Raw genomic sequence first — 26760 nt, forward strand, 5'->3', positions numbered from 1 at the left:
CGTGGCGAAGCTGAGCGGGTTCCCCGAGCTCCTGCCCGCCGACCGTGCGGTCGAGCTGGCCGTCACCGACGCCCTGCGTCGCGTGTTCGAGCTGCACGGCTTCGCCAACGTGGAGACGCGGGCGGTCGAGCCGGTCGAGACGCTGCTGCGCAAGGGCGAGATCGACAAGGAGGTCTACGTCGTGCGTCGCATCCACGACGACGCCTCCCCAGGAGCGTCGTCGTCGCGGTCCGACGCGCTCGCCCTGCACTTCGACCTCACCGTCCCGTTCGCGCGCTACGTGGTCGAGAACGCCGGCAAGCTGGAGTTCCCGTTCCGGCGCTACCAGATCCAGAAGGTCTGGCGGGGCGAGCGACCGCAGCAGGGTCGGTTCCGTGAGTTCACCCAGGCCGACATCGACATCGTCGGCGACGGCACCCTGCCCTTCCACGCCGACGTCGAGGTCGCGCGGGTGATGGCCGAGGCACTGGCGGCCGTGGCGTCGGTCCTCGGTCTCGGCGCGGGGGCGACCCCCGGCGGGGGTGCCGGGCTCCGGGCGGCTCCGGAGGAGCTGTTCACGCTCCAGGTGAGCAACCGCAAGGTGCTCGAGGGCTTCTACCTCGGGCTCGGGGTGGCCACGCCGACCGCCGTCATGCAGGTCGTCGACAAGCTCGACAAGCTGCCGGGCGAGAAGGTCCTGGAGCTCCTGGCCGAGGCCGGTCTCGACGACGCCTCCGCACGGGCCTGCCTCGCGCTCGCCGAGATCAGCACCGAGGACACCTCGTTCGTGGAGCGTGTCCGCGCGCTGGGCGTGCAGCACCCGCTGCTCGACGAGGGCCTCGACGAGCTCGCCTCCGTGGTGGCCGCGTGCGCCGACGTCGAGGGCGTCCGGGTCACCGCCGACCTCCGCATCGCCCGAGGCCTGGACTACTACACCGGCACGGTCTTCGAGACCCGCATGAGCGGCCACGAGCAGCTCGGCTCCGTGTGCTCCGGCGGCCGCTACGACGAGCTCGCCTCCGACGGGAAGCGCACGTACCCGGGCGTCGGCATCTCGCTCGGACTCTCGCGGCTGCTGGTGCCCCTCGTCGCCGACGGGCTCACGAGCAGCCGGCCCGTCCCGTCCGCCGTGCTCGTCGCGGTGACCGACGAGGCGTCACGCGCCGCGAGCGACGCTCTCGCGCAGCGGCTGCGCGCCCGTGGCATCCCCACCGAGGTGTCCGCCGCCGCGCAGAAGTTCGGCAAGCAGATCCGCACCGCCGAGCGCCGCGGCATCCCGTACGTCCTCTTCCCGGGCGAACCGCCTAGTGTCAAGGACATCCGCACCGGCGACCAGGTCGAGGTCGACCCCGACACCTGGACGCCCCCCGCTCACGACCTGACGCCCACCGTCGTCGGGACCCCCCTCTCGAAGGAGACCTCGCCGTGATCCGCACCCACGACGCCGGAAGCCTGACCGCCGCCAACGTCGGCGACCAGGTCACCCTCGCCGGATGGGTCGCGCGCCGACGCGACCACGGCGGCGTCGCATTCATCGACCTGCGCGAGGCCAGCGGCGTCGTGCAGGTGGTGGTGCGCGAGGAGGTCGCCCACCAGCTCCGCTCGGAGTTCTGCCTGAAGATCGTCGGCACCGTCGAGAAGCGTCCCGAGGGCAACGAGAACGCCGCGATCCCCACCGGCGAGATCGAGGTCATCGCGAGCGACGTCGAGATCCTCAGCGCGTCGGCTCCGCTGCCGTTCCCGATCGACGAGCACGTGGAGGTGGGGGAGGAGGCGCGTCTGCGCTACCGCTACCTCGACCTGCGCAGGCCCGCCCCTGCCCACGCCATCCGGCTGCGCAGCAAGGTCAACGCCGTGGCCCGTCAGGTGCTGGAGCGTCACGACTTCGTCGAGGTCGAGACGCCCACCCTCACCCGCTCCACGCCCGAGGGCGCACGCGACTTCCTCGTGCCCGCGCGCCTGCGCCCCGGCAGCTGGTACGCCCTGCCGCAGAGCCCCCAGCTGTTCAAGCAGCTGCTCATGGTCGGCGGCCTGGAGCGGTACTACCAGATCGCGCGCTGCTACCGCGACGAGGACTTCCGTGCCGACCGTCAGCCGGAGTTCACCCAGCTCGACATCGAGATGAGCTTCGTCGACCAGGACGACGTGATCGCCCTGGCGGAGGAGGTCTACGCCGAGCTCTGGAAGCTCATCGACGTCGAGCTCCCGCGCCCGTTCCCGCGCATCACGTACGCCGACGCGATGCGTCGCTACGGCTCCGACAAGCCCGACCTGCGCTTCGACCTCGAGCTCGTCGAGCTGACCGACTACTTCAAGGACACCCCGTTCCGGGTGTTCCAGGCTCCGTACGTCGGTGCCGTGGTGCACCCCGGCGGTGGCTCGCAGGCACGCCGCACGCTCGACGGCTGGCAGGAGTGGGCCAAGCAGCGCGGTGCGCGTGGTCTGGCCTACGTGCTCGTCGGCGAGGACGGGACGCTCGGCGGCCCCGTCGCCAAGAACCTGTCCGAGGCCGAGCGCGACGGACTGGCGGACGCCGTCGGAGCGAAGCCCGGCGACGCCATCTACTTCTCGGCCGGTCCGGTCAAGCAGATGCGCCAGCTGCTCGGTGCCGCGCGCATCGAGATCGCCCGCCGGGAGAACCTCATCGACGAGTCGGCGTGGGCGTTCTGCTTCGTCGTCGACTGGCCGATGTTCGAGGCGGTGAGCGACCTCGACTCCGGCGACGTCGCCGTGGGAGGTGGCGAGTGGACCGCCGTGCACCACGCCTTCACGGCGCCCCAGGACCCGGCCACGCTGGCCGATCCGGGCAGCTCGATCGCCCAGGCCTACGACATCGTGTGCAACGGCAACGAGGTCGGTGGCGGGTCCATCCGTATCCACCGTCCCGACGTGCAGAAGCGCGTCTTCGAGATCATGGGCATCGGCGAGGAGGAGGCGCAGGAGAAGTTCGGCTTCCTGCTCGACGCCTTCGCCTTCGGCGCCCCGCCGCACGGCGGCATCGCGTTCGGGTGGGACCGCACCGTCGGCCTGCTGGCGGGCACGGACTCCATCCGCGACGTCATCGCCTTCCCGAAGTCCGGTGGCGGCTACGACCCCCTCACCGCCGCCCCGGCCCCCATCACGCCGGAGCAGCGCAAGGAGGCCGGCGTCGACGCAGTGCCAGACGAAGAGGGGCCGGAGCCCGAGGACGACGAGGTCGACACCACGGCCTGAGACCGGCCGGGGCCCGGACGCGTCAGCCGACGTGCTTGGACCAGCGAGGAGCCACCACCGTGACCACGGGTGGTGCAGCGAGCAGGTGCTCGGACGCGGCGAGGTACGCGAGGTAGGCCGGGTCGTGCAGGAACGCGGCGGCGTGCTCGGCGTCCGTGTACTGCTGGTAGACCATCACGGCGTCCGGGTCGCCGGCCACCTCGGTGTAGACGTACGCCTCGTGGTGGGGGTTCGCAGCGACGGCGTCCGGCATGTGCGCCTCCCACGCGGCGACCAGCTCGGGTCGTCGACCGGGTCTTGCCTGGTGCCTGAGGAACAGTCCGTGACTCATGCGGCGAACGCTAGGGGCCGCCACCGACAGGACCTCGGCGAGCGGACGACCCGGAGGTGCCTGCCCCTCAGCCGAGCAGGTGCCTGACCCGTGTCCACCCCGGATCGGGTGTGCTCGCGGCCCGGAGGCCGTGGTCATCGGCCCAGCGCGTGACGTCGTCGGCGGCGTTCTGGTCCTCGCCGTCGGTGTAGACGTGCAACGTGCGGGTGCCGTTCGTGGTCACGTTCGCCAGCACCAGTCCGCGCGGCTCCATCGTCGCCGCGAGCGAGTCGTCCAGCGCCTGCAGGCGGCCGAGGTCCCCCGGCGAGGGGAGACCACGCTCGTCGGGTGCGAAGGTCGCGGTGAGCGCGTGGTGCAGGTCGAGCGTCGGCCGGTCGATCCAGCGGGCACCCGTCCGGGCGAGCGCGAACACCGGGCGTCCTTCGGCGTCCTGGCCGGACAGCGCGGACCACGCGTCGGGGTCACGCTCGGCGGTGCAGACCGCCACTGCGGCCCGCAGGTCGTCGACGGACCGGGGCGACGCCGGGGCGGTGGTCGACGGCTCGACCCTCCCGACCCAGCGCGCCACGTCGTCCTCGCCGAGCGCCCAGTCGAGCACCATGAAGGTGACGGGGCCGTGCACCCGTTCCGGGAGGTCGGCGAAGGCCGGATGGTGCACGCCGACATGCACGCGGAGGTCCTCGAGGTCGGTCTCGACGTGGAGCACGACCGCCGAGAGGTCGACCGCGGCCCCGTCGACCTCCAGGACGGCGCCGAACGCCGCGGGGTCGGCCTCGACCGCGGGCGCGTACTCCCACGTCGTGTCCGCAGGGGGAGCGGCCCGGAACCAGCGCTCCGCGGCCGGGCGCGCCGCTGCGAGCCCGCCGGCGGAGACGGTCAACCGGTGCTCGGCGGAGCGGCCGGGACCGAGGTGCCACGTCAGGTCGGGGTCGATCGCGGAGAGAAGTCCGTCGAGGGCCGCGTGCTCGGGCCCGGCCTGCGCCGGGTCGAGGTGCCGGCCGTCGTCGGCCCACCAGCCCCAGAAGGCGCCGACGGGAGTCGGCGCCGGTGGAGCGTCGTCGTCGGGAGAAGGTCGTGAGAACAGGCCCATGATCACCAGCCTGGCCCATGGGCCCCGACGGGCACGGCGTCCGGGGGTGTCGGCGTCGGTGACTAGGCTCGTGGGGTGAGCGACGACGGACTGTTCGACCTTCCTGCGGCGGACGACCGTCCGACGGCGCGGTCCGGCGGGGGTGCCGGGCCGTGGGCGGCGAACGGAACCGACTCGTCGGGCTCGCTCGCCGGCAACGCTCACTCCTCGGCGCCGCTGGCGGTGCGCATGCGTCCGCGCACGCTCGACGAGCTGGTGGGCCAGCAGCACCTGCTCACCCCCGGATCGCCCCTGCGGCAGGTGATCGACGGCGACCAGCCGCTCACCATCCTGCTGTGGGGCCCGCCGGGCACCGGCAAGACCACGATCGCCTCGCTCATCAGCAACCACACGAACCGGCGCTTCATGGAGGTCTCGGCCGTCTCGGCGGGGGTCAAGGAGGTCCGCGACGTCATCGCCGGTGCTCGCCGGGCCCTGCAGAACGGCGTCGAGACCGTGCTGTTCGTCGACGAGGTGCACCGCTTCTCCAAGGCCCAGCAGGACGCGCTCCTGCCCGGGGTCGAGAACCGGTGGGTCTCGCTCGTGGCCGCCACCACGGAGAACCCCCACTTCAGCGTCATCTCGCCGCTGCTCAGCCGTTCGCTCCTGCTGACCCTGCAGTCGCTCGACGACGACGACGTCGCCACCATGATCGACCGGGCGGTCGAGGACCCCCGCGGTCTCGGTGGGGCGGTCTCCCTGAGTGACGACGCCCGCGACCACCTCGTCCGGCTCGCCGGGGGCGACGGCCGACGTGTCCTCACCTACCTCGAGGCCGCCGCCGGTGCCACGCTCAGCCAGGGTCGCATCGAGGTCACGGTCGACGACGCGGCGCTCGCGGTCGACAAGGCGGCGGTGCGCTACGACCGGCAGGGTGACCAGCACTACGACGTCACGAGCGCCTTCATCAAGAGCATCCGCGGGTCCGACGTCGACGCCGCCCTGCACTACCTCGCTCGCATGATCGAGGCGGGGGAGGACCCGCGCTTCATCGCCCGGCGGCTGATGATCCACGCCAGCGAGGACATCGGCATGGCCGACCCCACGGCGCTGCCCGTGGCCACGGCCACGGCCCAGGCCGTCGCCATGATCGGGTTCCCCGAGGCTCGCATCCCGTTGGCCCAGGCCGTGATCCACCTGGCCACGGCCCCGAAGTCGAACGCCGTGGTCCAGGCCATCAACGCCGCCCAGACCGACGTCCGCGCCGGCCGGGTGGGTGCCGTCCCGCCGGCGCTGCGGGACGCGCACTACGCAGGTGCCAAGAAGCTCGGCCACGGGCACGACTACCGCTACGCGCACGACGACCCGCGCGGTGTCGTCACCCAGCAGTACGCACCCGACGACGTCGACGGCCGCGACTACTACGAGCCCGGACGCCACGGAGCCGAGGCAGCCGTCGCCGAGCGACTCGCGCGCATCCGCGCCATCCTGCGCGACCGTTGAGCGGCTCGACGGGACCGCTGCGGCGAACCAGTGGCGCCGGTGCCGTCCTCGTGTGACAGTGAGGCAACCTTCTCGTCCTGTCTCGGAGACCTCCATGGTTCACGCCCGCCGTCGCGCGCGCCTCGCAGTCCTCTGCCTCGTGCCCTCGCTGGCGCTCGTGGCCGGCGTCGTCCCTGCCGCCGCGGAGTCCACGCCGGCCCCGCCCACCTCGGCCCCCGCGTCGACCCCGACGACGAGCGACGAGTCGTCGGACCCCGAGGAGGCGGCCGTCCCCGTCGAGCCCGGGACCACCGAGGAGTCCGAGCCGGGTGCCACGATCGACGGCACCGAGCCCACGCCCCAGGCGGACGAGCCGCCGCCGACGCCGGACCTCGTCCCCACGACGGTCGTGCTCGAGCGCGCCGCCGGCACCACGTCGCCCCAGGAGCCTGCACGCGGGACCGTCCGGGTGACTGCCGACGGCGAGCCGCTGGCCGGCGCCCGGGTGAGGGTGGTCGCCGACGGTGCGAGCGACACCTCGGTCGACGTGACCACGGGGACCTCGGGTGCCGCGACCTACGCCCTCAGCGGTCTGCGGGCGGGAACGTACCGGCTGCGCGCCGAGCTGCAGGAGACCGGGACCCATGCCGGATCCCGGTCCGCCGAGGCGACCGTCGTCGTCCAAGCGGGTCGTTGGGTGAGCCTGCTCGTCAACAACGGCTTCGGGACCCGGGTGCTGACCCGCGAGAACTTCTGGCTGCGCGGACGGGTGCTGACCACCGCCGGCAAGCCCCAGCCGCGTGTCACGGTCGCGCTGTACCGCTACGCCGGCTCGGGTCGCACCAAGGTGGCCACCGTGCGGACCAACGCCTACGGCTGGTTCACCTGGTCGCCCGCCGACCGTCGCGCCGGGACCTACCGCGCGCAGGTCAGCGGCACGCGCTACTCGGCGAAGCAGACGGTCCGCATCGGCACGGGGGAGCGGACGCTGCTGTCGCGGGAGGCGTCCCTCGCCTTCCTCCTCGGCGAACGACGCACGGGCACCCACACCGGCAGCGGTCGGTCGTGGCGCGGGTACACGAAGGGCGTCCTGATCCAGTCCGGCGGCCGCACGTGGGTCGTCCGGGGACGACTGACGTCCGAGCTGTCCGCACGGGGCGGTGCAGGAGGCTCCCTGGGTGGGCCCACCGGCGACGTGCGCTGCGGTCTGCCCGAGGGCGGATGCCTCCAGCAGTTCCGTACCGGCGCGATCTACACCAACAGCAAGGCCAAGGACACGCTGACGTCGGCCGTCTCGTCGACGCTCGGGGCCGCGGACCTGCTCGCCGTGGCGCGCTCCCAGGTCGGCTACCGCGAGCCGTCCCCGCGCAAGAGCAAGTACAACAAGTGGGTCGGGCGGACGGGACGCTACGACCCGTGGTGCGGGTTCTTCGTCTCGTGGCTCGCGCACGCCGGGGGCAAGCCCGGCTCGATCATCAAGGCCACGTCGTACAAGAAGCTCCTGGACGCCGAGCGCAAGCGCGGTCGGACCTCGCAGACCGCGAAGGTCGGACGGCTGGCGTACATCGGCTACTTCAGCAAGGGCACCCCGTCGCACGTCGGCATCGTCACCAAGGTCTCGAGCAGCCACGTCTGGACCATCGAGGGCAACGTGTCGGCGGGCGGTGGCCAGAAGCACCCCCGCGGAGTCCACGTGGTCAAGCGGACGAAGTCGCGGATCGTCTTCTACGCCGACCCTCGGTACTGAGGCCCGTCCGGTGGCGGGACCGTCCCCGCGCGCGGCGACGCCGCACCCGTCCCTAGTAACCTCGAGGTCATGTCCGCCGACGTCGCCGTCCTCGTCGCCACCGCGGTCCTCGCGGTCGTGACCGTGGCGGCCGCGGTCGTGGCGGTCGTGGCCGCACGCCGGGTCGCCCGTTCGGCCGGTGCCGTGGCTCCGGCCCCCGGACCTGCGGCCGACCAGGACACGGCGCCTCGACCGGCGTCGGTGCAGCGTCCGGCTGCGCCGGCGGCGCAGCACGAGGACACCACCGCGCTCGCGGTGCGGCCCGCGGTGCTGGAACCTCGCGTCGTCGAGGGTCGGGTCGTCGTGCCGCCCACCCAGGACCAGGTCGTCGAGGCCGCGCTCAGCCGACCGCAGGTCCGGTTCGCCGTGGTCGTCCAGGGTGTGGCTCACGCCCTGAGGCCCGAGAGCCGCGACCGGATCGGCGCCCTGATGCGCCGGGAGTACAGGAACCGCCGACGTGACCGGCTCCGGGCCGGACGCCGGGCCGCTCGTGCGGCCCACGCCTCCACGGCACCGCCGACGCCCTCGGACCAGTGGCTGGGGGAGCGATGAAGCCCCGCGCCGTCTGGTTCGTCGCCGGCTCGGCCGTGGGGGTCTACGCCAGCGCCAAGGCCCGGCGGGCCGCCTACCGGGTCTCGATGCCCGGACTCATCGACCAGGCCGCCGCGCTCGGCACCGGGTGGCGGGCCTTCGCCGACGAGGTCCGCGACGGGATGTCCACCGCCGAGTCCCGGCTCGCCGACCAGATCACGCCACCCCGACCCTCGCTCGAGGTCACGGCCGCGGACCAACCAGCCGCGGACCGCCCCGAGCTCACCGACGAGAGAGACCACCCCTGATGGAGACCGCAGAGATCCGGCGCCGATTCCTCGAGCACTTCGAGGCCGCCGGGCACACCGTGGTGCCCTCGGCCCCGCTGCTGCTGGACGATCCCAACCTGCTGTTCGTCAACGCGGGCATGGTGCCGTTCAAGCCGTACTTCCTCGGCCAGGAGACGCCGCCCTACGGCACCGCCACCAGCGTCCAGAAGTGCGTGCGCACCCTCGACATCGAGGAGGTCGGCAAGACCACGCGGCACGGCACGTTCTTCCAGATGAACGGCAACTTCAGCTTCGGCCAGTACTTCAAGGAAGGTGCGATCACCCACGCCTGGCGCCTGGTGACCGGCCACGTCGACGACGGGGGCTTCGGCTTCGACGCCGACCGGGTGTGGGTCACGGTGCTCGAGGGCGATGACGAGTCCCGCGCGCTCTGGAAGTCCGTCGCGGGCCTGCCCGACGAGCGGATCCAGGACCGGGGTCTGCTCGACAACTACTGGCACATGGGGGTCGCCGGTCCTGGCGGCCCGTGCAGCGAGATCTACATCGACCGCGGCCCCGAGCACGGGCCCGACGGCGGCCCGGTCGTCGACGAGGACCGCTTCCTGGAGATCTGGAACCTCGTGTTCATGCAGGAGGAGATCACCAACGTCCGCGCCAAGGACCAGTTCGACGTCGTGGGCCCGCTGCCGAGCCAGAACATCGACACCGGGATGGGCCTGGAGCGCGTCGCCTACCTGCTGCAGGGCAAGCAGAACCTCTACGAGATCGACGAGGTGTACCCCGTCATCGAGCGCGCGTCCGAGCTGACCGGACGGGCCTACGGCGCGAATCACGAGGACGACGTCCGGTTCCGGGTCGTGGCCGACCACGTGCGCAGCGGGCTCATGCTGATGGGCGACGGCGTGACCCCCGGCAACGAGGCGCGCGGCTACGTGCTGCGGCGCCTGCTGCGGCGCGCGGTGCGGTCCATGCGTCTGCTGGGCTTCGAGGACCCCGCCCTGCCCGAGCTGCTCCCGGTCAGCAAGGACCGGATGAAGGCGTCGTACCTTGAGCTCGAGGCCGACTTCGCCCGCATCTCCCAGGTCGCCTACGCCGAGGAGGACGCGTTCCGGTCCACCCTCGGCAAGGGGACGCAGATCTTCGACGTCGCGGCGCAGAAGGTGAAGGCCGAGGGCGGGAGCGGCCTGTCCGGCTCGGCGGCGTTCACGCTGCACGACACCTACGGCTTCCCGATCGACCTGACGCTCGAGATGGCCGAGGAGCAGGGCCTCACGGTCGACGCCGAGGGGTTCCGGTCGCTCATGGCCGAGCAGAGGGCCCGGGCGAAGGCCGACGCGAAGGCCAAGAAGGGCGTCCACGCCGACACCACGGCGTACCGCGCGGCCCTCGACGCGAACGGTCCGACCGACTGGCAGGCGTACACGACCCTGTCGACGGAGTCTCGGGTCCTCGCGCTGCTGAGCGAGGGCGCAGCGACGCCTGCGCTCGGTGCGGGGAGCGTGGGCGAGGTCGTCCTGGACCGGACGCCGTTCTACGCGGAGTCCGGCGGCCAGAACGCCGACGCCGGCACCATCACGTGGACGTCGGGCGGGGGAGGCAGCGCCGAGGTCCTCGACGTGCAGCGGCCCATCAAGGGCCTGGTCGTCCACCAGGTGCGCGTGCTCGAGGGCGAGCTCGTCGTCGACGAGACGGTCTCGGCCGACGTCGACCGGGAGTGGCGCACCGGAGCGCGTCAGGCGCACTCGGGCACGCACGTCGTGCACGCGGCGCTGCGCGAGGTGCTGGGCCCCACCGCGCTGCAGTCGGGCTCGTACAACCGACCCGGCTACCTGCGTCTCGACTTCGGTTGGAACGGGGCGCTGTCGCCCGAGCAGCTGCACGACGTCGAGCACGTGTCGAACCGGGCGCTGCGCGAGGACCTGCTCGTCTCGGCCCAGTACATGACCCTGCCCGAGGCCCGCGAGTGGGGCGCCCTCGCGCTCTTCGGCGAGACGTACGGCGAGCAGGTGCGCGTGGTCGAGATCGGCGGTCCCTGGTCGCGTGAGCTCTGCGGTGGCACCCACGTGGAGCGGTCCAGTCAGATCGGCACCGTCGTCATCACCTCGGACGGCTCGGTCGGCGCCGGCAACCGTCGCATCGAGGCGCTCACCGGCATCGAGGGCTTCGCGTACCTGGCCAAGGAGCGCGACCTCGTGCTGCAGCTCACCGACGTGCTCAAGGCGCGGCCGGAGGAGGTGCCGGCGCGGGTCGGCGACCTCGTGGCACGGCTCAAGGCCACCGAGAAGGAGCTCGAGAAGCTCAGGACCGCGCAGCTCCAGGGAGCGGCCGGCGACATCGCCGCTGCCGCGGCCGACGTCGACGGGGTCTCCGTCGTGACGCACCGTGCCGAGGGTGTCGGAGGGGGCGACGTCCGGTCGCTCGCCCTCGACGTCCGCGGCCGCCTGCAGGACCGGCCCGCCGTGGTGGTGGTCGTCGGGACCGCGAACGACCGGCCCTCCGTGGTCGTGGCCGTCACGCCCGCAGCGCAGGAGCGCGGGCTCTCGGCCAACACGCTGGTGGGGGTCGTCGGTGAGCGCATCGGCGGCAAGGGCGGCGGTAAGCCCGACGTCGCGCAGGGCGGAGGCACCGACGTCGGCGGGATCGACGCTGCGTTCGGGGCGGTCGTCGAGGCCGTGCGCGAGACGGTCTCTCGGTGAGGCAGGTCCGATGAGGAGGGGACGTCGACTCGGTGTCGACGTCGGCGACGTCCGCATCGGCGTGGCCGTGTGCGACCCCGACGGGCTCGTGGCCACGCCGCTGGAGACGGTGGCCGCCGGACCCGACGCGATCGGCCGGCTCTCCGCCCTCGCCTCCGAGGTCGACGCGCTGGAGCTCGTGGTCGGTCTCCCGGTGTCGCTGAGCGGGCGCGAGGGTCCTGCTGCGGCGAAGGTGCGGGTGTTCGCCCGCGCTCTCGCCGACACGGTCGCGCCCACGGTTGTCCGGCTGTTCGACGAGCGGATGTCTACGATGACTGCGGACAGCCTGCTCCGCGAGGGCGGGCGGTCAGGGCGGTCTCGACGCTCGGTGATCGACCAGGCTGCGGCCACGGTCATCCTGCAGACCGCCCTGGACACCGAACGGACCCGGGGATCGGCCCCGGGCGAGACGATCTGAGGTCGACGTGAGTGACAGCGGACTCGACATCCTGGGCGCCGACAGTGGTGGGCGACGCGCCACCAAGGCCGGCGGCCGGCGTGCCCCCCGCAAGCGCGGACCCCGCTGGGGACGCATCCTGCTGGTGCTCGTGGTCCTGGCCGGCCTGGTCTTCGCCGGCAAGGTCGTGTGGGACAAGGCCGGCTCGTACCTGAACGGACCGGAGGACTACTCCGGCCAGGGTAGCGGTGAGGTCGTCGTCGAGATCCCCGCCGGGTCGGACGGCCAGGCGATGGCGTCGATCCTGGCGAAGCAGGACGTCGTGGCCAGCGCCGAGGCGTTCTACCAGCTCTCGCTGAACGACGAGCGCTTCGCGACCATCCAGCCCGGCTTCTACCAGCTGCGGCGCAAGATGTCGGCGGAGTGGGCGATGCGTGAGCTCACCGACGCGAGCAACCGGGTCGAGGGCAAGGTCACCATCCCCGAGGGCTCGCGGGTGGGCCAGATCGTGAAGGCGATCGCCGCCGGCTCGGAGATCAGCGAGGACGAGGTCACCGCGGTCCTCGACGACCCGAAGGACCTCGGCCTGCCCGAGGGCGCCAACGGCAACCCCGAGGGCTACCTCTTCCCGGCGACCTACACCGTCGAGCCCGGCACCACGGCGCTCGAGCTGATGCAGCAGATGGTCAAGAAGACCCTCGAGGTCGAGGCCGACCTCGACATCGACGCCCGTGCCAAGGCCCTCGGGCTGTCGAAGGAGGACGTCCTCACGATGGCGAGCATCCTGGAGTACGAGGCGGCCCGCGACGAGGACTACCCCAAGGTGGCCCGGGTGCTCTTCAACCGGCTCGAGGACGGCATGCCGCTGCAGCTGGACTCCACGGTCTCGTACGTGAGCCAGCGGGAGGGCGACGTGTGGACCACGCCGGAGGAGCGTGCGAACCCGTCGGAGTACAACACGTACCAGAACACCGGGCTGCCGCCCGGTCCGATCGGCTCACCGGGCGAGAAGACCATCGAGGCGGCCCTCAACCCCGCCGACGGCGACTGGTTGTACTTCTTCGCCGACAAGGAGGGCGTCACGATCTTCAACACCGACTTCGCCCAGCACAACGCCGACTGCCAGAAGGTCTACGGCGCCGGCTCCTGTGGTGGCTGACCCGCGCACCGGGCGGCCCGCTCGTCGCCGCTGTGCGGTGGTGGGCCACCCGGTCGCGCACTCCCTCTCGCCGGTCATGCACCGTGCGGCCTACGCCGAGCTCGGCCTGGACTGGACGTTCGACGCGGTCGACGTCGAGCCGGCGGGACTCGGTGCGTGGGTCGAGCGCCTCGACCCCACGTGGCGCGGCCTCGCCGTGACCGCCCCGCACAAGCGTGACGCGCTCGAGCTGGCGGACGACGTCTCCGACGTCGCCGCCGCCGCGGGTGGGGCGAACACCCTGCTGCTGGCCGACGGCGTGGTCCGCGCCGACAACACCGACGTGCCCGGCACGCTCGCTGCGCTGCAGGAGGCCGGCATCGCCGACGTGCCGCTCGTGCGTGTCCTCGGCGCGGGTGCCACGGCGTCGTCGGTCGCCCACGCCGTGGTGGGGCTGGGTGCCCGCCGGATGGAGCTGGTCGTCCGCGACGTGGCGCGGGCCGAGACGACCGCGGCATCGGCGCGTTCGGCCGGGCTCGAGGTGGTCGTGCGCTCGAGCGACGCCCCCTTCGTCGACGTCGCGGACCTGCTCGTCTCCACGGTGCCGGAGGACGCGGCCGGTGCCCGGTCGCACGAGCTGGTCGAGTCCGCCGCCGCGGTCTTCGACGTCGTCTACGACCCGTGGCCGACCCGCCTGCTGCTCGCGGCGCAGCAGGCCGACCGTCCTGCGGTGTCCGGGCTCGACCTCCTGGCCCACCAGGCCGTGCTGCAGCTCGCCCTCATGACGGGCTCGCGGGTCGAGGTCGACGTGCTGCGCGACGCCGCGCTCGCGGAGCTGTCGGCCGCGCGCGACGTGCCCTAGGGTTGCGGCCGTGCAGACCCTCCACGTCGTCGCCACCGCCGTCGGTGCGGGGGTGCTCGGCCTGCTGGGCCCGCACGTGATCTCCCGGCTGCCCGAGCCGGAGCCGGACCCCTCCGAGGTCGACGAGCCCCCGAAGCCGCTCTACGTCGACCTCGCCCGACGCCCTCGACTCGCCCCGGCGCTCGCCCTGGTGGCGGCGGTGCTGGCGCTCGTCGCCGCGCTCGGCATCGACGAGCCGCTGCTGCTGCCGGCCTGGGCGGTCTTCGCCGGCGTCGGCACGTGGCTGTCGTTCATCGACCTGCGCACCCGGCTGCTGCCCTACGCACTCACGCTGCCGCTGCACGTGGTGGTGCTCGTGCTCGTCGGCCTGGCGTCGCTCGTGGCCCAGGACCGGTCGATCATCCTCAAGGGGCTGATCGGCAACCTCGTGCTCTACGGGGTCTTCCGGCTCATCTACGCCCTCGGCCGGTGGATCAGCCAGCCGTTCGGGTTCGGCGACGTACGGATCGCGGGCGTGATCGGCTTGCTGCTGGGCGCGCTCGGTGCCGCCGAGACGCTGTACGGCGGCTACGCGGGGTTCATCCTGGGCGCCGTCGTCGGGCTGGGGCTGTACGCCACGGGACGGATCGGACGCCGTGACCCGTTCGCCTTCGGTCCGTACCTCGTCGTGGGGGCCTTCCTCGGCCCGCCGCTGGTGGCCCTGCTCCGCTGACGGCGCGTCAGTGGGTGAGCTTCAGCCCGACGATCCCGGACACCACCGCCAGCAGGCACAGCACCCGCGCCACGGACACCGGCTCGTCGCCCTGCGCCATGGCCCAGGCGGCGGTGAGTGTGGCGCCGATGCCCACCCACACGGCGTACGCCGTCCCGGTCGGCAGGTCACGCATCGCCCACGCGAGGCCGACCATGCTGAGCACGAGGGCGACGCCGAACACGAGGCTCGGGACGAGGCGGCTGAAGCCGTCCGAGCGACCGAGGGCCGTGGCCCACACCGCCTCCAGCACTCCTGACCCGACGAGCACGATCCAGCTCATGACGACTCCTGACCTGCCGTCTTTGCGCTGATCGGGTACGGCAGCCTCGTCCGAGCCCCCAGGGAGCGGGCGACCCCATCCTGGCACAGCCGGGCAGGCCCTCCCTGCCGGCCCGACAGCTCCTGACAGAATGACCCCCATGCTTCGATGGCTGACTGCCGGAGAGTCCCACGGACCCGCGCTCGTCGCGATCCTCGAGGGACTCCCAGCCGGCGTGCACGTGACCAGCAAGGACGTGCAGGACGCGCTCGCCCGGCGCCGCCTGGGCTACGGGCGGGGCGCGCGCATGAGCTTCGAGGCCGACGAGCTCGAGGTCATCGGCGGCCTGCGGCACGGCGTCAGCATGGGCAGCCCCGTGGCCCTGCGCATCGGCAACAGCGAGTGGCCGAAGTGGGAGCAGGTCATGTCGGCCGACCCGGTCGACCCCGAGGTGCTCGACGGGCTCAAGCGGGGCGCTCCGCTGACCCGGCCGCGACCCGGCCACGCCGACCTCGCCGGCATGCAGAAGTACGGCTTCGACGAAGCCCGTCCCGTGCTCGAGCGGGCCAGCGCCCGCGAGACCGCCGCCCGCGTCGCGCTCGGCGAGGTGGCGGCGAAGTTCGTCGAGCAGACCACCGGCGCCACGATCCTGTCGCACGTCGTCGAGCTGGGCACCGTCACGGCGCCCGCGGGCCTCGTGCCGAGCGCCTCGGACGTCGAGGCGCTCGACGCCGACCCGGTGCGCTGCTTCGACGCGGCCACCAGCGAGGCGATGGTGGCCGAGATCGACGTGGCCCACAAGGACGGTGACACCCTCGGCGGCGTCGTCGAGGTGGTCGTGGAGGGCCTGCCGCCCGGCCTCGGCTCGTACACGCACTGGGACCGGCGCCTCGACTCCCGGCTCGCCGGCGCCCTCATGGGCATCCAGGCCATCAAGGGCGTGGAGGTGGGCGACGGGTTCGAGCTGGCCCGTACCCGCGGATCGCTGGCCCACGACGAGATCGTCCCGACAGACGACGGCATCCGCCGCGTCTCCGGCCGCTCCGGCGGGACCGAGGGCGGCATGACCACGGGCGAGCTGCTGCGCGTGCGTGCCGCCATGAAGCCGATCGCCACCGTGCCGCGGGCCCTGCGGACCGTCGACGTGGCCACCGGCGAGGAGACGCGTGCCCACCACCAGCGTTCCGACGTGTGCGCCGTCCCGGCCGCCGGCATCGTGGCCGAGGCCATGGTCGCGCTCGTGGTCGCCGACGCCATCACCGAGAAGTTCGGGGGCGACTCGGTCGAGGAGGTCCGACGCAACGTCGAGGCCTACCGCGACCACCTGAGGTTCCGTTGAGTCCGGTCGTCGTCCTGATCGGCGCACCCGGCGCCGGCAAGACCACGGTGGCCCAGCTGCTGGCCGAGGCGCTCGGCACCACGGTGCGCGACACCGACGCCGACGTGGAGACCACGGTCGGGACCAGCGTGCAGGACCTGTTCGTCCAGCGAGGCGAGGCGCACTTCCGCGACCTCGAGGCAGAGGCGGTCGCCTTGGCTCTGGAGGAGCACGACGGTGTGCTGGCGCTCGGCGGTGGTGCGGTGATGCACCCCCGGACGCAGGAGATGCTGCGCGGCGAGCGCGTCGTCTTCCTCGACGTCGGGCTGACCGCCGCGGCCCAGCGGGTGGGGCTCGGGACGAACCGCCCGCTCCTGCTGGGCAACGTGCGCGCCACGCTGAAGGCGCTGCTCGACGCCCGGCGCCCCCTGTACCAGGGCCTCGCGGTCCACACGGTCGTCACCGACGACCTCGACCCCACCGACGTGGCCGACCTCGTCCGACGCTTCCTCCAGGAGGAGATCCACCCGTGACCACCCGCATCAGGGTCGAGACCGCAGCCCCCTACGACGTCGTCGTGGGCGCGGGCGCGTCGGCCCGCCTGGCCTCGCTCGTCGGCGACGACGTGAGGCGGGTGGCGATCCTGCACCCGGCGGTCCTGCGGGAGCGTGCAGCCCGGCTGCGCGCCCAGCTGATCAGCGAGCAGGCGACCGACACGGTCGACGTGCACCTCGTCGAGCTCCCCGACGGCGAGGCCGCGAAGACCGCCGAGGTGCTGCAGTACTGCTGGGGCGTCCTCGGCACGACGGGGTTCACGCGGTCCGACGTGGTCGTCGGGTTCGGCGGGGGAGCCACCACGGACCTCGCCGGGTTCGTGGCGGCCAGCTGGTTGCGCGGCGTGCGGTTCATCAACCTGCCGACCACCGTCCTCGGCATGGTCGACGCGGCCGTGGGTGGCAAGACCGGCATCAACACCGCCTCGGGCAAGAACCTGGTGGGTGCGTTCCACGAGCCGGTCGGCGTGCTGTGCGACCTCGAGCTGCTCACGGACCTGCCGTCGGCCGAGCTGCGCAGCGGCCTGGCCGAGGTCGTCAAGTGCGGCTTCATCGCCGACCCGTCGATCCTGGAGCTGGTGGAGGGGGCGGGGGCCGCGACGGTGCTCGACCCGACGTCGCCGATCCTCGCCGAGCTGGTGGCCAAGGGCATCCGGGTCAAGGCCCGGACCGTGGCCGGCGACCTGCGGGAGACCGGTGGATCCCGCGAGGACGAGGCGTCGATCGGCCGGGAGGCGCTCAACTACGGGCACACGCTCGGCCACGCGATCGAGCGCGAGGAGAACTACTCCGTGCGCCATGGCGAGGCCATCAGCGTGGGCATGGTCTTCGTGGCCGAGCTGGCGCAGCGGCACGACCTCATCGACGCCGACCTCGTGCAGCGTCACCGCGACGTGCTCGGCTCGCTCGCGCTGCCGACCACCTGGGCCGGGGCCTTCACCCCGTTGCTCGCGGCCATGCGCCTCGACAAGAAGACGCGGGGCGACCAGCTGCGCTTCGTCGTGCTGGAGGACCTGGGACGCACGACCATCCTGGCCGGCCCCGACGAGACCACGCTGCGCGACTCGTTCGCCGCGCTCACGAGCCGATGACGGCGCCCCTGGGCACCACGCCGGGCGCCGACGACCTCGCGCGGCGACGACGTCGGGTGGGAGCCGCGCTCTCGAAGGCAGGACGCGACGGCCTCGTCGTCACGACGCTCGTCAACGTGCGGTACCTGACGGGGTTCACCGGCTCCAACGGTGCGCTCGTGCTGCACGCCGACGGAAGCGGGGTCTTCCTCACGGACGGTCGCTACCGGGACCAGGCCGCGCAGGAGGTGCCGGGGCTCGAGCACGTCATCACCCGCGACCTCGTGGGCGTCGCCGCCGAGCGGATCACCGCGTCCGGGCAGACGTCGTGGGCGGCCGAGACGCACGCGCTCAGCGTGGACGCGCACGCCCGCCTGGTCGAGGCGGCCCCGGCGGTCACGCTGGTGCCCGCCGGCCGGCTCGTGGAGGACGCTCGCACCATCAAGGACGACACCGAGGTCGCCGCCCTGCGGGAGGCGTGCCGGATCTCCACGGCGGCGCTCGAGGGGCTGTGGGCCGGCCCGCTGGTGGGTCGGACCGAGCGCGACGTGGCGCGTGACCTCGAGTGGCGCATGCTCGAGCTCGGCGCCGAGGCCGTCGCGTTCGAGACGATCCTGGCGTCCGGCCCGAACACGGCGGTCCCGCACCACCACCCGACCGACCGGGTGCTGCAGCCCGGCGACCTGCTCAAGACCGACTTCGGTGCCCGCGTCTCGGGCTACCACGCCGACTGCACGCGAACCGTCGTGCTCGGCACCGCCGACGCCTGGCAGCGGGAGGTGCACGCGGCCGTGCGGGCCTCCCAGGCCGCCGGGGTGGACGTGCTGCGCGAGGGCCGTCCGGTGGCCGAGTCCGACACCGTCGCGCGTGGCGTGCTCGCCGACGCAGGCTGGCTCGAGCACTTCACGACCGGGCTCGGGCACGGGGTGGGCCTGGAGATCCACGAGGACCCGTTCATCGCCGCCTCGCACGCCGGTACACTGGCCAGTCGCACCACCTTGACCATGGAGCCGGGCATCTACGTCCCGGGCCGCGGGGGAGTGCGCATCGAAGACACCGTCCTCGTCACGTCGGCGGACCCGGGAACCCCCGAGGTATTGACCGACCTGACCACCGAGCTCCTGGAGATCGCCTGATGGCCACCACGAACGACCTGAAGAACGGCATGGTGCTGAACATCGACGGCCAGCTCTGGACCATCGTCGAGTTCCAGCACGTCAAGCCGGGCAAGGGCCCCGCCTTCGTGCGCACCAAGATGAAGAACGTCGAGTCCGGCAAGGTCGTCGACAAGACGTTCAACGCCGGTACCAAGGTCGAGACCGCGACCGTCGACAAGCGCGACATGCAGTACCTGTACAACGACGGCTCGAGCTACGTGTTCATGGACGTGCAGACCTTCGACCAGATCGAGATCCCCCCGGAGGCCATGGGCACGGCCACCGACTTCCTGCTGGAGAACCAGAACGCCGTGGTCGCCACGAACGAGGGCCGTGTGCTCTACGTCGAGCTCCCCGCGTCGGTCGAGCTGCTCATCGAGCACACCGACCCGGGCCTGCAGGGTGACCGCTCCAGCGGAGGCACCAAGCCCGCGCGTCTGGAGACCGGCCGCGAGATCCAGGTCCCGCTGTTCGTCGGCTCCGGCGAGAAGATCAAGGTGGACACGCGCGACGGTGGCTACCTCGGTCGCGTGAAGGCCTGATGGGCGCCAGGACCAAGTACCGCAAGCGGGCGCTGGACGTCCTCTTCGAGTCCGAGATGCGGGGCGTCCCCCTCGGCGGCACCCTCGCCGCCCGGCTCGAGACGAACGACCCGCCGGTCAACCCGTACACGGTCCAGCTCGTGGAGGGCGTGGCCGCGCACCAGGAGAGCATCGACTCCCTGATCGCCGAGCACGCGCGGGGCTGGACGCTGGACCGGATGCCCGGCGTCGACCGCAACATCGTGCGCGTGGCGGTCTACGAGATCCTCCACGTCGACGACGTGCCGGGTCCCGTGGCCGTGAGCGAGGCCGTCGACCTCGCGGCGGACCTGTCGACGGACGAGTCGCCGAAGTTCGTCGGTGGCCTGCTGAGCCGCATCCTCGAGGTCTCCACCCCCGCCTGAAGGACCCGTCGCCACGCCCACACCTCGAGATCATCGGTGGGCCGGACGATGTCGCGTTAAGTTGCACATGCGTCCCACGTCGCTACGGTCGTGGGAACCGAGACGGGGTCCGGAGGTCCTTGCGGCCGCCCTCGTCCTGACGAGAGGCGACGCGTGAGCTTCATCGAGTTCGTCCAGGAGCGGTGGTCCGTGCTGTCGTTCCTGGCCTACCAGCACCTCAGCCTGGTGGTGCAGACGTTGGCGATCGCCACGCTGCTCGCCATCGTGCTGGGCGTCCTGGCCTACCGGTCCTCCTTCGGGACGTCGATCGCGCAGGCCCTGTCCTCGGTCGGTCTGACCCTGCCGTCCTACGCGCTGCTCGGCCTCCTGGTCGGCGTGGTGGGCATCGGCGTCTTCCCGTCGGTCATCGCCCTGGTGTTCTTCGGCTTCCTGCCCATCCTGCGCAACGTCATCGTCGGTCTCACCGGCGTCGACCAGGCTCTCGTGGAGTCGGCGCGGGGGATGGGCATGGGACGGCTGACGACCCTCGTGCGGCTCGAGCTGCCGCTCGCCTGGCCGGTGATCATGACCGGGGTCCGCGTCTCGGGGCAGATGCTCATGGGCATCGCCGCGATCGCCGCGTTCGTGCTCGGCCCGGGGCTCGGCGGCTACATCTTCTCCGGCATCTCCCGTACCGGCGGCGCCAACGCGACCAACTCCATCCTGGCGGGCACCCTCGGCGTCATCGTGCTCGCCGTCCTGCTCGACCTCGTCCTGAACCTGCTCACCCGCGTCACGACCTCGAGGGGCATCCGTGTCTGAGACCACCCAGCCGTCCACGCCAGAGACCGACACCGAGCCCGGGCGGTCCTTCGGCCAGCGGATCCTGCTCGAGAACGTCACCAAGCGCTACGGCGGGCAGGCCGACGCCGCCGTCGACGACGTGACCATCGAGATCCCCGCCGGCGAGATCGTCATGCTGGTCGGCCCGTCGGGCTGCGGCAAGACGACCACCATGAAGATGATCAACCGCCTGATCGAGCCGACCAGCGGCAAGATCTTCATCGGCGACGAGGACGTCACGCACCGCAACGCCGACGACCTGCGCCGCCACATCGGCTACGTGATCCAGGGCGCGGGACTGTTCCCGCACTACACGGTCGCCGAGAACATCGCGATCGTCCCGCGCCTGCTCGGCTGGAAGAAGGACCGCATCGCGGCCCGGGTCGACGAGCTGCTCGAGCTGGTCAACCTCGAGCCCGCGCAGTACCGCGACCGCTACCCGCGTGAGCTCTCCGGAGGCCAGCAGCAGCGCATCGGCGTGGCGCGCGCCCTGGCCGCCGACCCGCCCGTCCTGCTGATGGACGAGCCGTTCGGCGCGGTCGACCCGATCACGCGTCAGCGCCTGCAGGACGAGCTGCTGCGGCTGCAGGAGGAGCTGCGCAAGACGATCGTGTTCGTGACCCACGACTTCGACGAGGCGGTCAAGCTCGGCGACCGGATCGCGATCCTCGACGTCGGCTCGCGCATCGTCCAGTACGACACGCCCGAGGCGATCCTGGCCGCACCGGCCAGCGACTTCGTCGAGGGCTTCGTCGGCCACGGCGCCGCGCTCAAGCAGCTCACGCTCACCCGCGTGCGCGACGTCGAGCTGCACGAGGCCGCCGTCGCCCAGGTCGGTGGCGACGCCACGGCCGCGATCCAGGACGCCCGCGCGAAGGGCCGTGAGTGGGTCATCGTCCTCGACGACCAGCAGCGTCCGCAGCGCTGGGTCTCGGTCAAGGAGCTCGAGCGGGCGGGCTCCCTCACGGGCATCTCGCGCGACCGTGACCTCGAGGTCGTCAGCACGGCCTCGACCCTCAACGACGCGCTCGACGAGATGCTCACGTCGTCGCACGGCGTGGTGGTCGTGACCGGTCGGCGCAACTCCTACCAGGGCGTCGTCCGGGTCGAGACGATCATGCAGGCGATGCAGCAGATCAGCAGCGCCGCCGCCGAGGCGCGTCCGGTGGAGCCGTGAGCGCCGCCACCGCCGCTCCGGCCGTCGCCGGGGAGGCCGCCACTCCGACCGTCACTGTCGACCGACCGGGGATCGCGCGGTGGATCGGGCAGCCGCTCGTCGTGGTCGCCGCGGTCGCCGGCTGCCTGGTGTACGTGAACACCGCCTCGATCACCGACGTCGAGCGTCGCTCGCTGACGGCCGGCAACCTGCTCGACCTCACGCAGCAGCACCTGACGATCAGCCTGATCGCCACCGCGCTCACCTGCCTGATCGCCATCCCGCTCGGGATCGCGCTCACGCGCGGGCCGATGCGCCGCTACTCCAAGCCGATCATCACCGTCGCCGGGTTCGGCCAGGCTGCGCCCGCGATCGGGCTCATCGCGCTCGGTGCCGTGATCTTCGACGTCGGCCGCACCGGGGCGATCGCCGCCCTCACGGTCTACGGCATCCTGCCGATCGTGGCCAACACGGTCACGGGGATCGATGGTGTCGACCGGCGTCTCGTCGAGGCGTCGCGGGGGATGGGCGTCTCGGCCCTGGGCACCCTCATGAGGGTCGAGCTGCCGCTGGCGCTGCGCGTGATCGTCGCGGGCGTCCGCACGGCGCTGGTGCTCATCGTGGGCACGGCCGCCCTCGCATCGTTTACGGGAGCCGGGGGACTCGGCGACCTCATCACCACGGGCATCAAGCTCCAGCAGAACGTGACGCTGGTCGTCGGGGCGGTCCTGGTGGCCGCCCTCGCCCTGTTCATCGACTGGCTGGCTCGTCTCGTGGAGATCGCGGCTGCGCCGAAGGGAGTGGGCTGACATGCGTCAGCACCCCAGCAAGAAGATCGTCGGCACCGTCGCCGGGCTGCTCTGCCTGGCCCTCGCCGGCTGTGGCCTGCAGTCGGCCTCCGGCGCCGTGCTCGGTGCCGAGCCGGGGACCATCAAGCCGGTGAAGTCACTCGAGGACGTGCCGGTCACCGTCGCCGCGAAGGACTTCACCGAGCAGCTCGTGCTCGGCAACATGATGTCGACCGTGCTCAGCGTGGCGGGCGCCGACGTGACCAACCTCAGCAACACCCCGGGCAGCTTCGGTGTCCGGCAGGCGCTGCTCGACGGTCGCGTCGACATCTCGCCGGAGTACACCGGCACCGGTTGGATCAACTACCTCGGCAACGACAAGCCCGTGAAGGGCGAGGAGCAGCAGTACAAGGCCGTGTACGACGCCGACCTGAAGAACGGTCTGACCTGGCTGCCCTACGCACCGATGAACAACACGTACGCCTTCGCGATCGCCGAGAAGAAGGGCGAGGAGCTCGGCATCACCAAGCTGTCGCAGCTGGCCGACCTGCCCCCGGAGGAGCTGACCTTCTGCGTCGAGAGCGAGTTCGCCAAGCGCGACGACGGCTTCGTCCCGATGCTCGAGGCCTACGACCTCACGGAGTCCGACCTCGCCAAGGTCACCAACCTCGACACCGGCGTCATCTACACGGCGACCGCCAACGGGACCTGCAACTTCGGCGAGGTGTTCACCACGGACGGCCGGATCCCGGGTCTGGACCTGAGGGTGCTCGAGGACGACCGCGAGTTCTTCCCCCTCTACAACCTGAGCTTCGTGGCGAAGACGTCCTTCCTGGAGAAGCATCCGGAGGTGGCGGACATCTTCGCGCCTGTGCTGTCGAAGCTGACGAACGAGGTCATGCTCGAGCTCAACGCGAAGGTCGACGTCGAGGGGGAGGACCCGGCGATCGTGGCGCGGGACTGGCTGAAGTCCGAGGGACTGGTGAAGTAGGGCTGTTCCCGGCTCCGCCGGTCAGCGCAGGTCGAGCCTCATGAGGACTCTCGGGAAGTCGGCGAGGGTCGACGTGGTCTCGGCGGCCTGCGTGAACCCGGCGGCCTCGAACAGCGCCTTCGTCCCGACGTAGGCCATGGTCAGGTCGACCTTCTCGCCGCGGTTGTCGACGGGGTAGCCCTCGACCGCGGGGGCGCCCTGCTCGCGGGCGAGGTCGACCGCGCCGGCCAGCAACGCGTGGGAGATCCCCTGCTTGCGGTGGCCGGGACGGACGCGGATGCACCAGATCGACCAGACGTCGAGGTCGTCGACGTGCGGGATCCTCCGGCTGGTCGCGAACGACGTGTCGGCGCGGGGATGCACGGCGGCCCACCCGACGACCTCGCCCTGCTCGTCGTAGGCCAGCACACCGGGCGGTCCCTGCTCCATGAGCTCACGCACCTTCTCGCCCCGTGCCTCGGCAGCGAGCTCGCGGTTCTCCTTGGACGACGTGAGCCGGTAGCTCAGGCACCAGCACACGTTCGCGTCCGGTCGCTTGGGACCGACCATGGTGCGGACGTCCTCGAAGCGGGTGGCGGGGCGGGTCGTGACGGCCATGGGAGCCAGTGTGCCGCGCGCGACGGACGATTCCGGTGTTCCCGGGCGCCGTGGTGCACCATGGCTCGATGAGAGCCCGCGCCGTCCCGCTCGTCCTCGCCGCCCTGGTCCTGGGCGTGGCGGCCGTCGTCGTGGTGCTCCACGGCCGTGGCGTCGGCATCGAGGTGCTCACCGGGGACTTCCGGGACACGCGGTACTACGAGGTCCTGTACGACGACGACGCGAGCGCCGAGGACGTCGTCGAGGTCGCCGAGGCCCCCAGCGGGATCGCCGAGATGGACGACGGCACCGAGGTGCGGCTCTACGGGATCAACGACCAGGAGGGCGGCGACGCGGAGAAGGCGGCGGTGCAGGTCCGGCGCCCCGGCGCCGACCCGGTGGCCAAGCTCGTCCCCACAGCCCTGGAGGTGACGGCCGTCGGAGACCACGCGGTGCTCCACTCCCTCTCCGGCGAGGTCACGACCGTCGAGCCCGACGGTGCGCTGCGCGAGATCACGCGCAACGGCACGGGTGCCGACGGCATGATCGTCCTCGAGGGGTACGAGCCGGCCGACGGCGTGGAGCCCGGGGACGTCCTGGTCGGCAACGACCAGGTGGTCACCCTCTACCGACCGTCGACGCGCACGGTGCACGAGGTGCCCTTGCCGAAGGTCGACCCGGACATCCTCCCGGACGTCGAGATCGCGGACGGGCGGATCTGGCTCGTGGAGTCCGAGCCGCTGAAGGTCTCGGTTCGCTGGTCGACCGATGGTGAGGAGTGGTCGGGCACGGAGTACGTTCCCGAGCCGCGCACCGGCCCCGCGGGGACCTCGGCGCACGGCGACGCGCTGGCGATCGTCGACTCGACCGCGACGGACATGGCGTTCTCCGCCCGGACGCTGCACGTCGTCGAGGACGGGGTGGTCCGGTCGCTCGACCTCCCCGAGCGGGTGGACGACGGGTACCTGGGCTGGTCGGTCGACGGCGAGGTGCTCATCGGCTACGAGCAGACCTGGTTCCGCGGCGGGCCGGAGGGGTTGGAACGGTTCGACGTCCCGGGGGACGTGTTCGCGATGGCCTTCGCCGGGAAGGACCTCGTCGCGCTCGGCGACGACGAGGCCTGGACCAGCCCCGACGGCGGGGACTCCTGGGACGACCTCGACGACTGAGTGTCGGCGGCTCGTGCCGGCGATCGGACCGCGTCAGCCGGCTCGGGCGATGCGGATGTGTCTGCCGGTGCGGTGGGTGCGCAGGGTGCGGCCGATCTCGTGGGTCGTGGGATCGATGCTGAAGTAGCCCTGGTGGACGAGTGCGTGGCATCGGGGACAGAGGCCGATGAGGTTGGCGAGGTCAGTGGTGCCGCCGTGGGACCAGTACTCGACGTGATGGACGTGCACGATCGGTCCGTTGCAGCCGAGTCCGCCGCAGCGTCCGCCTTGGCGGGTGACGACGGCCTTGCGTTGGGCGGGGGTGGCGAGGCGTGCGGTGCGGCCGACGTCGAGGACGGAGTGCTTGCCGGCGGTGAGGATCGGGGTGAGGGAGCTGTCGCAGAGCATCTGCTGGAGCTGGGCCGCTCCGATGGTCCCGAAGCCGGCGAGGTCGGCGGTCGTGGTGTCAGCGTCCTGGGCGAGGTCGGCGAGGTCGAGCGTCAGTGAGACGTGGGGTCGGACGCCCTTGTCCTGGGGAAGTCCGGATTCGAGGATGCTGCTGAGCATCTGGTCGAGGGCGGTGACGCGGCGTTCGTTGACGGGGCGGTCGTCCTCGGCGCAGGTGGGTGCGGAGAGCGACTGCAGGACGGTCTTGAGCTTGGTGCCGGTGTCGAACGACAGGAACCCGGTGACATGAAATCCCTCGCCGACGGCGGAGAGCTTGATGTCGTGCTTGGCCATGCCCTTGATCCAGGCCTCGTCGAGGTCGTCGGGGTGGGCAGCGTCGCGGAGCTTCTTGACCGCCTGGCGCATCTTCTTGGGCTCGGCCTTCGCCGCGAGGTCCAGCATCCAGTCCATCGAGACCTCCACGACCGCAGGGTCGATGTGACGACTTGCGTAGGTGAACGCGTCGACGTGGTCCAGCGAGATGGCCCCGGCGGTGGCGAGGTCGGCGAGCTCGGGCATGTCGTCCAGCGTCCGGGCCGACCTGCTGAGCTGGGAGGCGTCCTTGACGTCGAGGTGCAGCTGATCGCGCAGCCAGTTCTTCACGCTCGAGCAGCCCTCGGCCTCGTGGTCGCCGTGCTCGGCCATCTCGGCGACCAGGTCGACCTTCGCCGCATCGATCGCGTTCTGCACGACCTGCAGCAGCCGCAGCGCATCGGTGGTCGTCGGGTACTCACGCAACGCACGCGCAGCAGTGGCCAGCTGCTCGGCGACGTGCTGCGTAATCATGAGTCCACACTACCGAACACATGAGCGATACTCCAGGGTCGAAAGTCTCGGAAACTACTGAGGTTGCAGCACTCCTCAGGTGTGTGTCGAGACCGACGAAGCCGCGTGCGCAGGAGGAGAAGCGTGCTTCTAGCCGCGTCTACGCGTTCGGTGTCCGGGTGGCGACGGGCCGCGC

27 protein-coding genes and 1 riboswitch are annotated in these 26760 nt (G+C 71.8%); of the genes, 22 read left to right on the forward strand and 5 right to left on the reverse strand.

The window, feature by feature from the left end; translation table 11 throughout:
- Position 1 precedes the first annotated feature (1 nt).
- Both hisS and aspS read left to right on the forward strand, forming a co-directional pair.
- Positions 2-1408 (forward strand): histidine--tRNA ligase, encoded by a 1407-nt coding sequence (hisS, locus tag NBW76_RS09760; protein ID WP_055970467.1) that lies wholly within the window; start codon positions 2-4, stop codon positions 1406-1408.
- Positions 1405-3192, forward strand: coding sequence for an aspartate--tRNA ligase (gene aspS / locus NBW76_RS09765; RefSeq protein WP_056555048.1), 1788 nt, complete (start codon positions 1405-1407; stop codon positions 3190-3192). The genes hisS and aspS overlap by 4 nt, the downstream gene beginning before the upstream one ends.
- 22 nt (positions 3193-3214) lie before the next feature.
- On the opposite strand, the gene NBW76_RS09770 is transcribed toward aspS, so the two are convergent.
- Positions 3215-3523: a putative quinol monooxygenase gene (locus NBW76_RS09770; RefSeq protein ID WP_055970463.1), complete on the reverse strand. Its 309-nt coding sequence runs from the start codon at positions 3521-3523 to the stop codon at positions 3215-3217.
- 67 nt (positions 3524-3590) lie between these two features.
- Positions 3591-4613 carry a DUF695 domain-containing protein gene (locus tag NBW76_RS09775; protein WP_156364812.1) on the reverse strand — a complete coding sequence of 341 codons (1023 nt, stop codon included), beginning with the start codon at positions 4611-4613 and terminating at the stop codon, positions 3591-3593.
- Positions 4614-4688: 75 nt separating this feature from the next.
- On the opposite strand from NBW76_RS09775, the gene NBW76_RS09780 reads away from it, so the two are divergent.
- The 9 genes from NBW76_RS09780 (at position 4689) to NBW76_RS09820 (ending at position 14525) form a co-directional block, all read left to right on the forward strand.
- Positions 4689-6095: a replication-associated recombination protein A gene (locus NBW76_RS09780; protein ID WP_055970459.1), complete on the forward strand. Its 1407-nt coding sequence runs from the start codon at positions 4689-4691 to the stop codon at positions 6093-6095.
- 94 nt (positions 6096-6189) lie between these two features.
- Positions 6190-7821 carry a carboxypeptidase regulatory-like domain-containing protein gene (locus NBW76_RS09785; protein WP_056555041.1) on the forward strand — a complete coding sequence of 544 codons (1632 nt, stop codon included), beginning with the start codon at positions 6190-6192 and terminating at the stop codon, positions 7819-7821.
- A gap of 69 nt (positions 7822-7890) precedes the next feature.
- The gene (locus tag NBW76_RS09790; protein WP_056555038.1) at positions 7891-8412 is read left to right on the forward strand and encodes a hypothetical protein; all 522 of its coding nucleotides are present in this window, start codon (positions 7891-7893) and stop codon (positions 8410-8412) included.
- Positions 8409-8699 carry a DUF6167 family protein gene (locus tag NBW76_RS09795; RefSeq protein ID WP_055970452.1) on the forward strand — a complete coding sequence of 97 codons (291 nt, stop codon included), beginning with the start codon at positions 8409-8411 and terminating at the stop codon, positions 8697-8699. The genes NBW76_RS09790 and NBW76_RS09795 overlap by 4 nt, the downstream gene beginning before the upstream one ends.
- A complete protein-coding gene (alaS, locus tag NBW76_RS09800; protein ID WP_056555035.1) occupies positions 8699-11377 on the forward strand; it encodes an alanine--tRNA ligase in 2679 nt (892 codons plus the stop codon). The genes NBW76_RS09795 and alaS overlap by 1 nt, the downstream gene beginning before the upstream one ends.
- A gap of 10 nt (positions 11378-11387) precedes the next feature.
- On the forward strand, positions 11388-11834 hold the full coding sequence (ruvX, locus tag NBW76_RS09805) for a Holliday junction resolvase RuvX (RefSeq protein ID WP_055970447.1): 447 nt from the start codon (positions 11388-11390) through the stop codon (positions 11832-11834).
- Positions 11835-11841: 7 nt separating this feature from the next.
- Positions 11842-12972: an endolytic transglycosylase MltG gene (gene mltG, locus NBW76_RS09810; protein ID WP_056555032.1), complete on the forward strand. Its 1131-nt coding sequence runs from the start codon at positions 11842-11844 to the stop codon at positions 12970-12972.
- Complete coding sequence (locus NBW76_RS09815; protein ID WP_082481959.1) at positions 12965-13813, forward strand: shikimate dehydrogenase; 849 nt, start codon at positions 12965-12967, stop codon at positions 13811-13813. The genes mltG and NBW76_RS09815 overlap by 8 nt, the downstream gene beginning before the upstream one ends.
- 10 nt (positions 13814-13823) lie before the next feature.
- Complete coding sequence (locus tag NBW76_RS09820) at positions 13824-14525, forward strand: prepilin peptidase (protein ID WP_056555029.1); 702 nt, start codon at positions 13824-13826, stop codon at positions 14523-14525.
- Between the two features lie 7 nt (positions 14526-14532).
- Here the strand turns inward: NBW76_RS09820 and NBW76_RS09825 are convergent, their stop codons facing one another.
- Positions 14533-14847, reverse strand: coding sequence for a multidrug efflux SMR transporter (locus NBW76_RS09825; protein ID WP_055970441.1), 315 nt, complete (start codon positions 14845-14847; stop codon positions 14533-14535).
- A gap of 10 nt (positions 14848-14857) precedes the next feature.
- Positions 14858-14922: riboswitch (guanidine-III (ykkC-III) riboswitch) on the reverse strand.
- Positions 14923-14986: 64 nt separating this feature from the next.
- Between NBW76_RS09825 and aroC the strand changes: the two genes are divergently transcribed.
- The 10 genes from aroC to NBW76_RS09875 all read left to right on the forward strand — a co-directional run bounded on the left by aroC (position 14987) and on the right by NBW76_RS09875 (position 23628).
- Positions 14987-16165: a chorismate synthase gene (aroC, locus tag NBW76_RS09830; RefSeq protein ID WP_055970439.1), complete on the forward strand. Its 1179-nt coding sequence runs from the start codon at positions 14987-14989 to the stop codon at positions 16163-16165.
- A complete protein-coding gene (locus NBW76_RS09835) occupies positions 16162-16677 on the forward strand; it encodes a shikimate kinase (protein WP_056555026.1) in 516 nt (171 codons plus the stop codon). Before aroC ends, NBW76_RS09835 begins: the two co-directional genes overlap by 4 nt.
- Entirely contained in the window at positions 16674-17789 is a 1116-nt protein-coding gene (gene aroB / locus NBW76_RS09840) for a 3-dehydroquinate synthase (RefSeq protein ID WP_056555024.1), read from the forward strand. Before NBW76_RS09835 ends, aroB begins: the two co-directional genes overlap by 4 nt.
- A complete protein-coding gene (locus NBW76_RS09845) occupies positions 17786-18904 on the forward strand; it encodes a Xaa-Pro peptidase family protein (RefSeq protein ID WP_056555022.1) in 1119 nt (372 codons plus the stop codon). Before aroB ends, NBW76_RS09845 begins: the two co-directional genes overlap by 4 nt.
- A complete protein-coding gene (gene efp / locus NBW76_RS09850) occupies positions 18904-19467 on the forward strand; it encodes an elongation factor P (protein WP_055970431.1) in 564 nt (187 codons plus the stop codon). Before NBW76_RS09845 ends, efp begins: the two co-directional genes overlap by 1 nt.
- Positions 19467-19871: a transcription antitermination factor NusB gene (gene nusB / locus NBW76_RS09855; protein WP_056555018.1), complete on the forward strand. Its 405-nt coding sequence runs from the start codon at positions 19467-19469 to the stop codon at positions 19869-19871. Before efp ends, nusB begins: the two co-directional genes overlap by 1 nt.
- Before the next feature lie 153 nt (positions 19872-20024).
- Entirely contained in the window at positions 20025-20672 is a 648-nt protein-coding gene (locus NBW76_RS09860; protein WP_055970427.1) for an ABC transporter permease, read from the forward strand.
- Positions 20665-21870, forward strand: coding sequence for an ABC transporter ATP-binding protein (locus NBW76_RS09865; protein WP_082481952.1), 1206 nt, complete (start codon positions 20665-20667; stop codon positions 21868-21870). Before NBW76_RS09860 ends, NBW76_RS09865 begins: the two co-directional genes overlap by 8 nt.
- A complete protein-coding gene (locus NBW76_RS09870; protein ID WP_056555014.1) occupies positions 21867-22658 on the forward strand; it encodes an ABC transporter permease in 792 nt (263 codons plus the stop codon). Before NBW76_RS09865 ends, NBW76_RS09870 begins: the two co-directional genes overlap by 4 nt.
- Position 22659: 1 nt before the next feature.
- A complete protein-coding gene (locus NBW76_RS09875; RefSeq protein WP_055970425.1) occupies positions 22660-23628 on the forward strand; it encodes a glycine betaine ABC transporter substrate-binding protein in 969 nt (322 codons plus the stop codon).
- A gap of 21 nt (positions 23629-23649) precedes the next feature.
- On the opposite strand, the gene NBW76_RS09880 is transcribed toward NBW76_RS09875, so the two are convergent.
- A complete protein-coding gene (locus NBW76_RS09880) occupies positions 23650-24225 on the reverse strand; it encodes a GNAT family N-acetyltransferase (RefSeq protein ID WP_056555011.1) in 576 nt (191 codons plus the stop codon).
- Between the two features lie 68 nt (positions 24226-24293).
- Between NBW76_RS09880 and NBW76_RS09885 the strand changes: the two genes are divergently transcribed.
- Positions 24294-25373 carry a hypothetical protein gene (locus tag NBW76_RS09885; protein WP_156364811.1) on the forward strand — a complete coding sequence of 360 codons (1080 nt, stop codon included), beginning with the start codon at positions 24294-24296 and terminating at the stop codon, positions 25371-25373.
- Between the two features lie 33 nt (positions 25374-25406).
- On the opposite strand, the gene NBW76_RS09890 is transcribed toward NBW76_RS09885, so the two are convergent.
- Positions 25407-26585 carry an HNH endonuclease gene (locus NBW76_RS09890; protein WP_056555004.1) on the reverse strand — a complete coding sequence of 393 codons (1179 nt, stop codon included), beginning with the start codon at positions 26583-26585 and terminating at the stop codon, positions 25407-25409.
- Positions 26586-26760 lie beyond the last annotated feature (175 nt).

This window comes from Aeromicrobium sp. Leaf245, from assembly GCF_942548115.1.
Taxonomy (GTDB): domain Bacteria; phylum Actinomycetota; class Actinomycetes; order Propionibacteriales; family Nocardioidaceae; genus Aeromicrobium.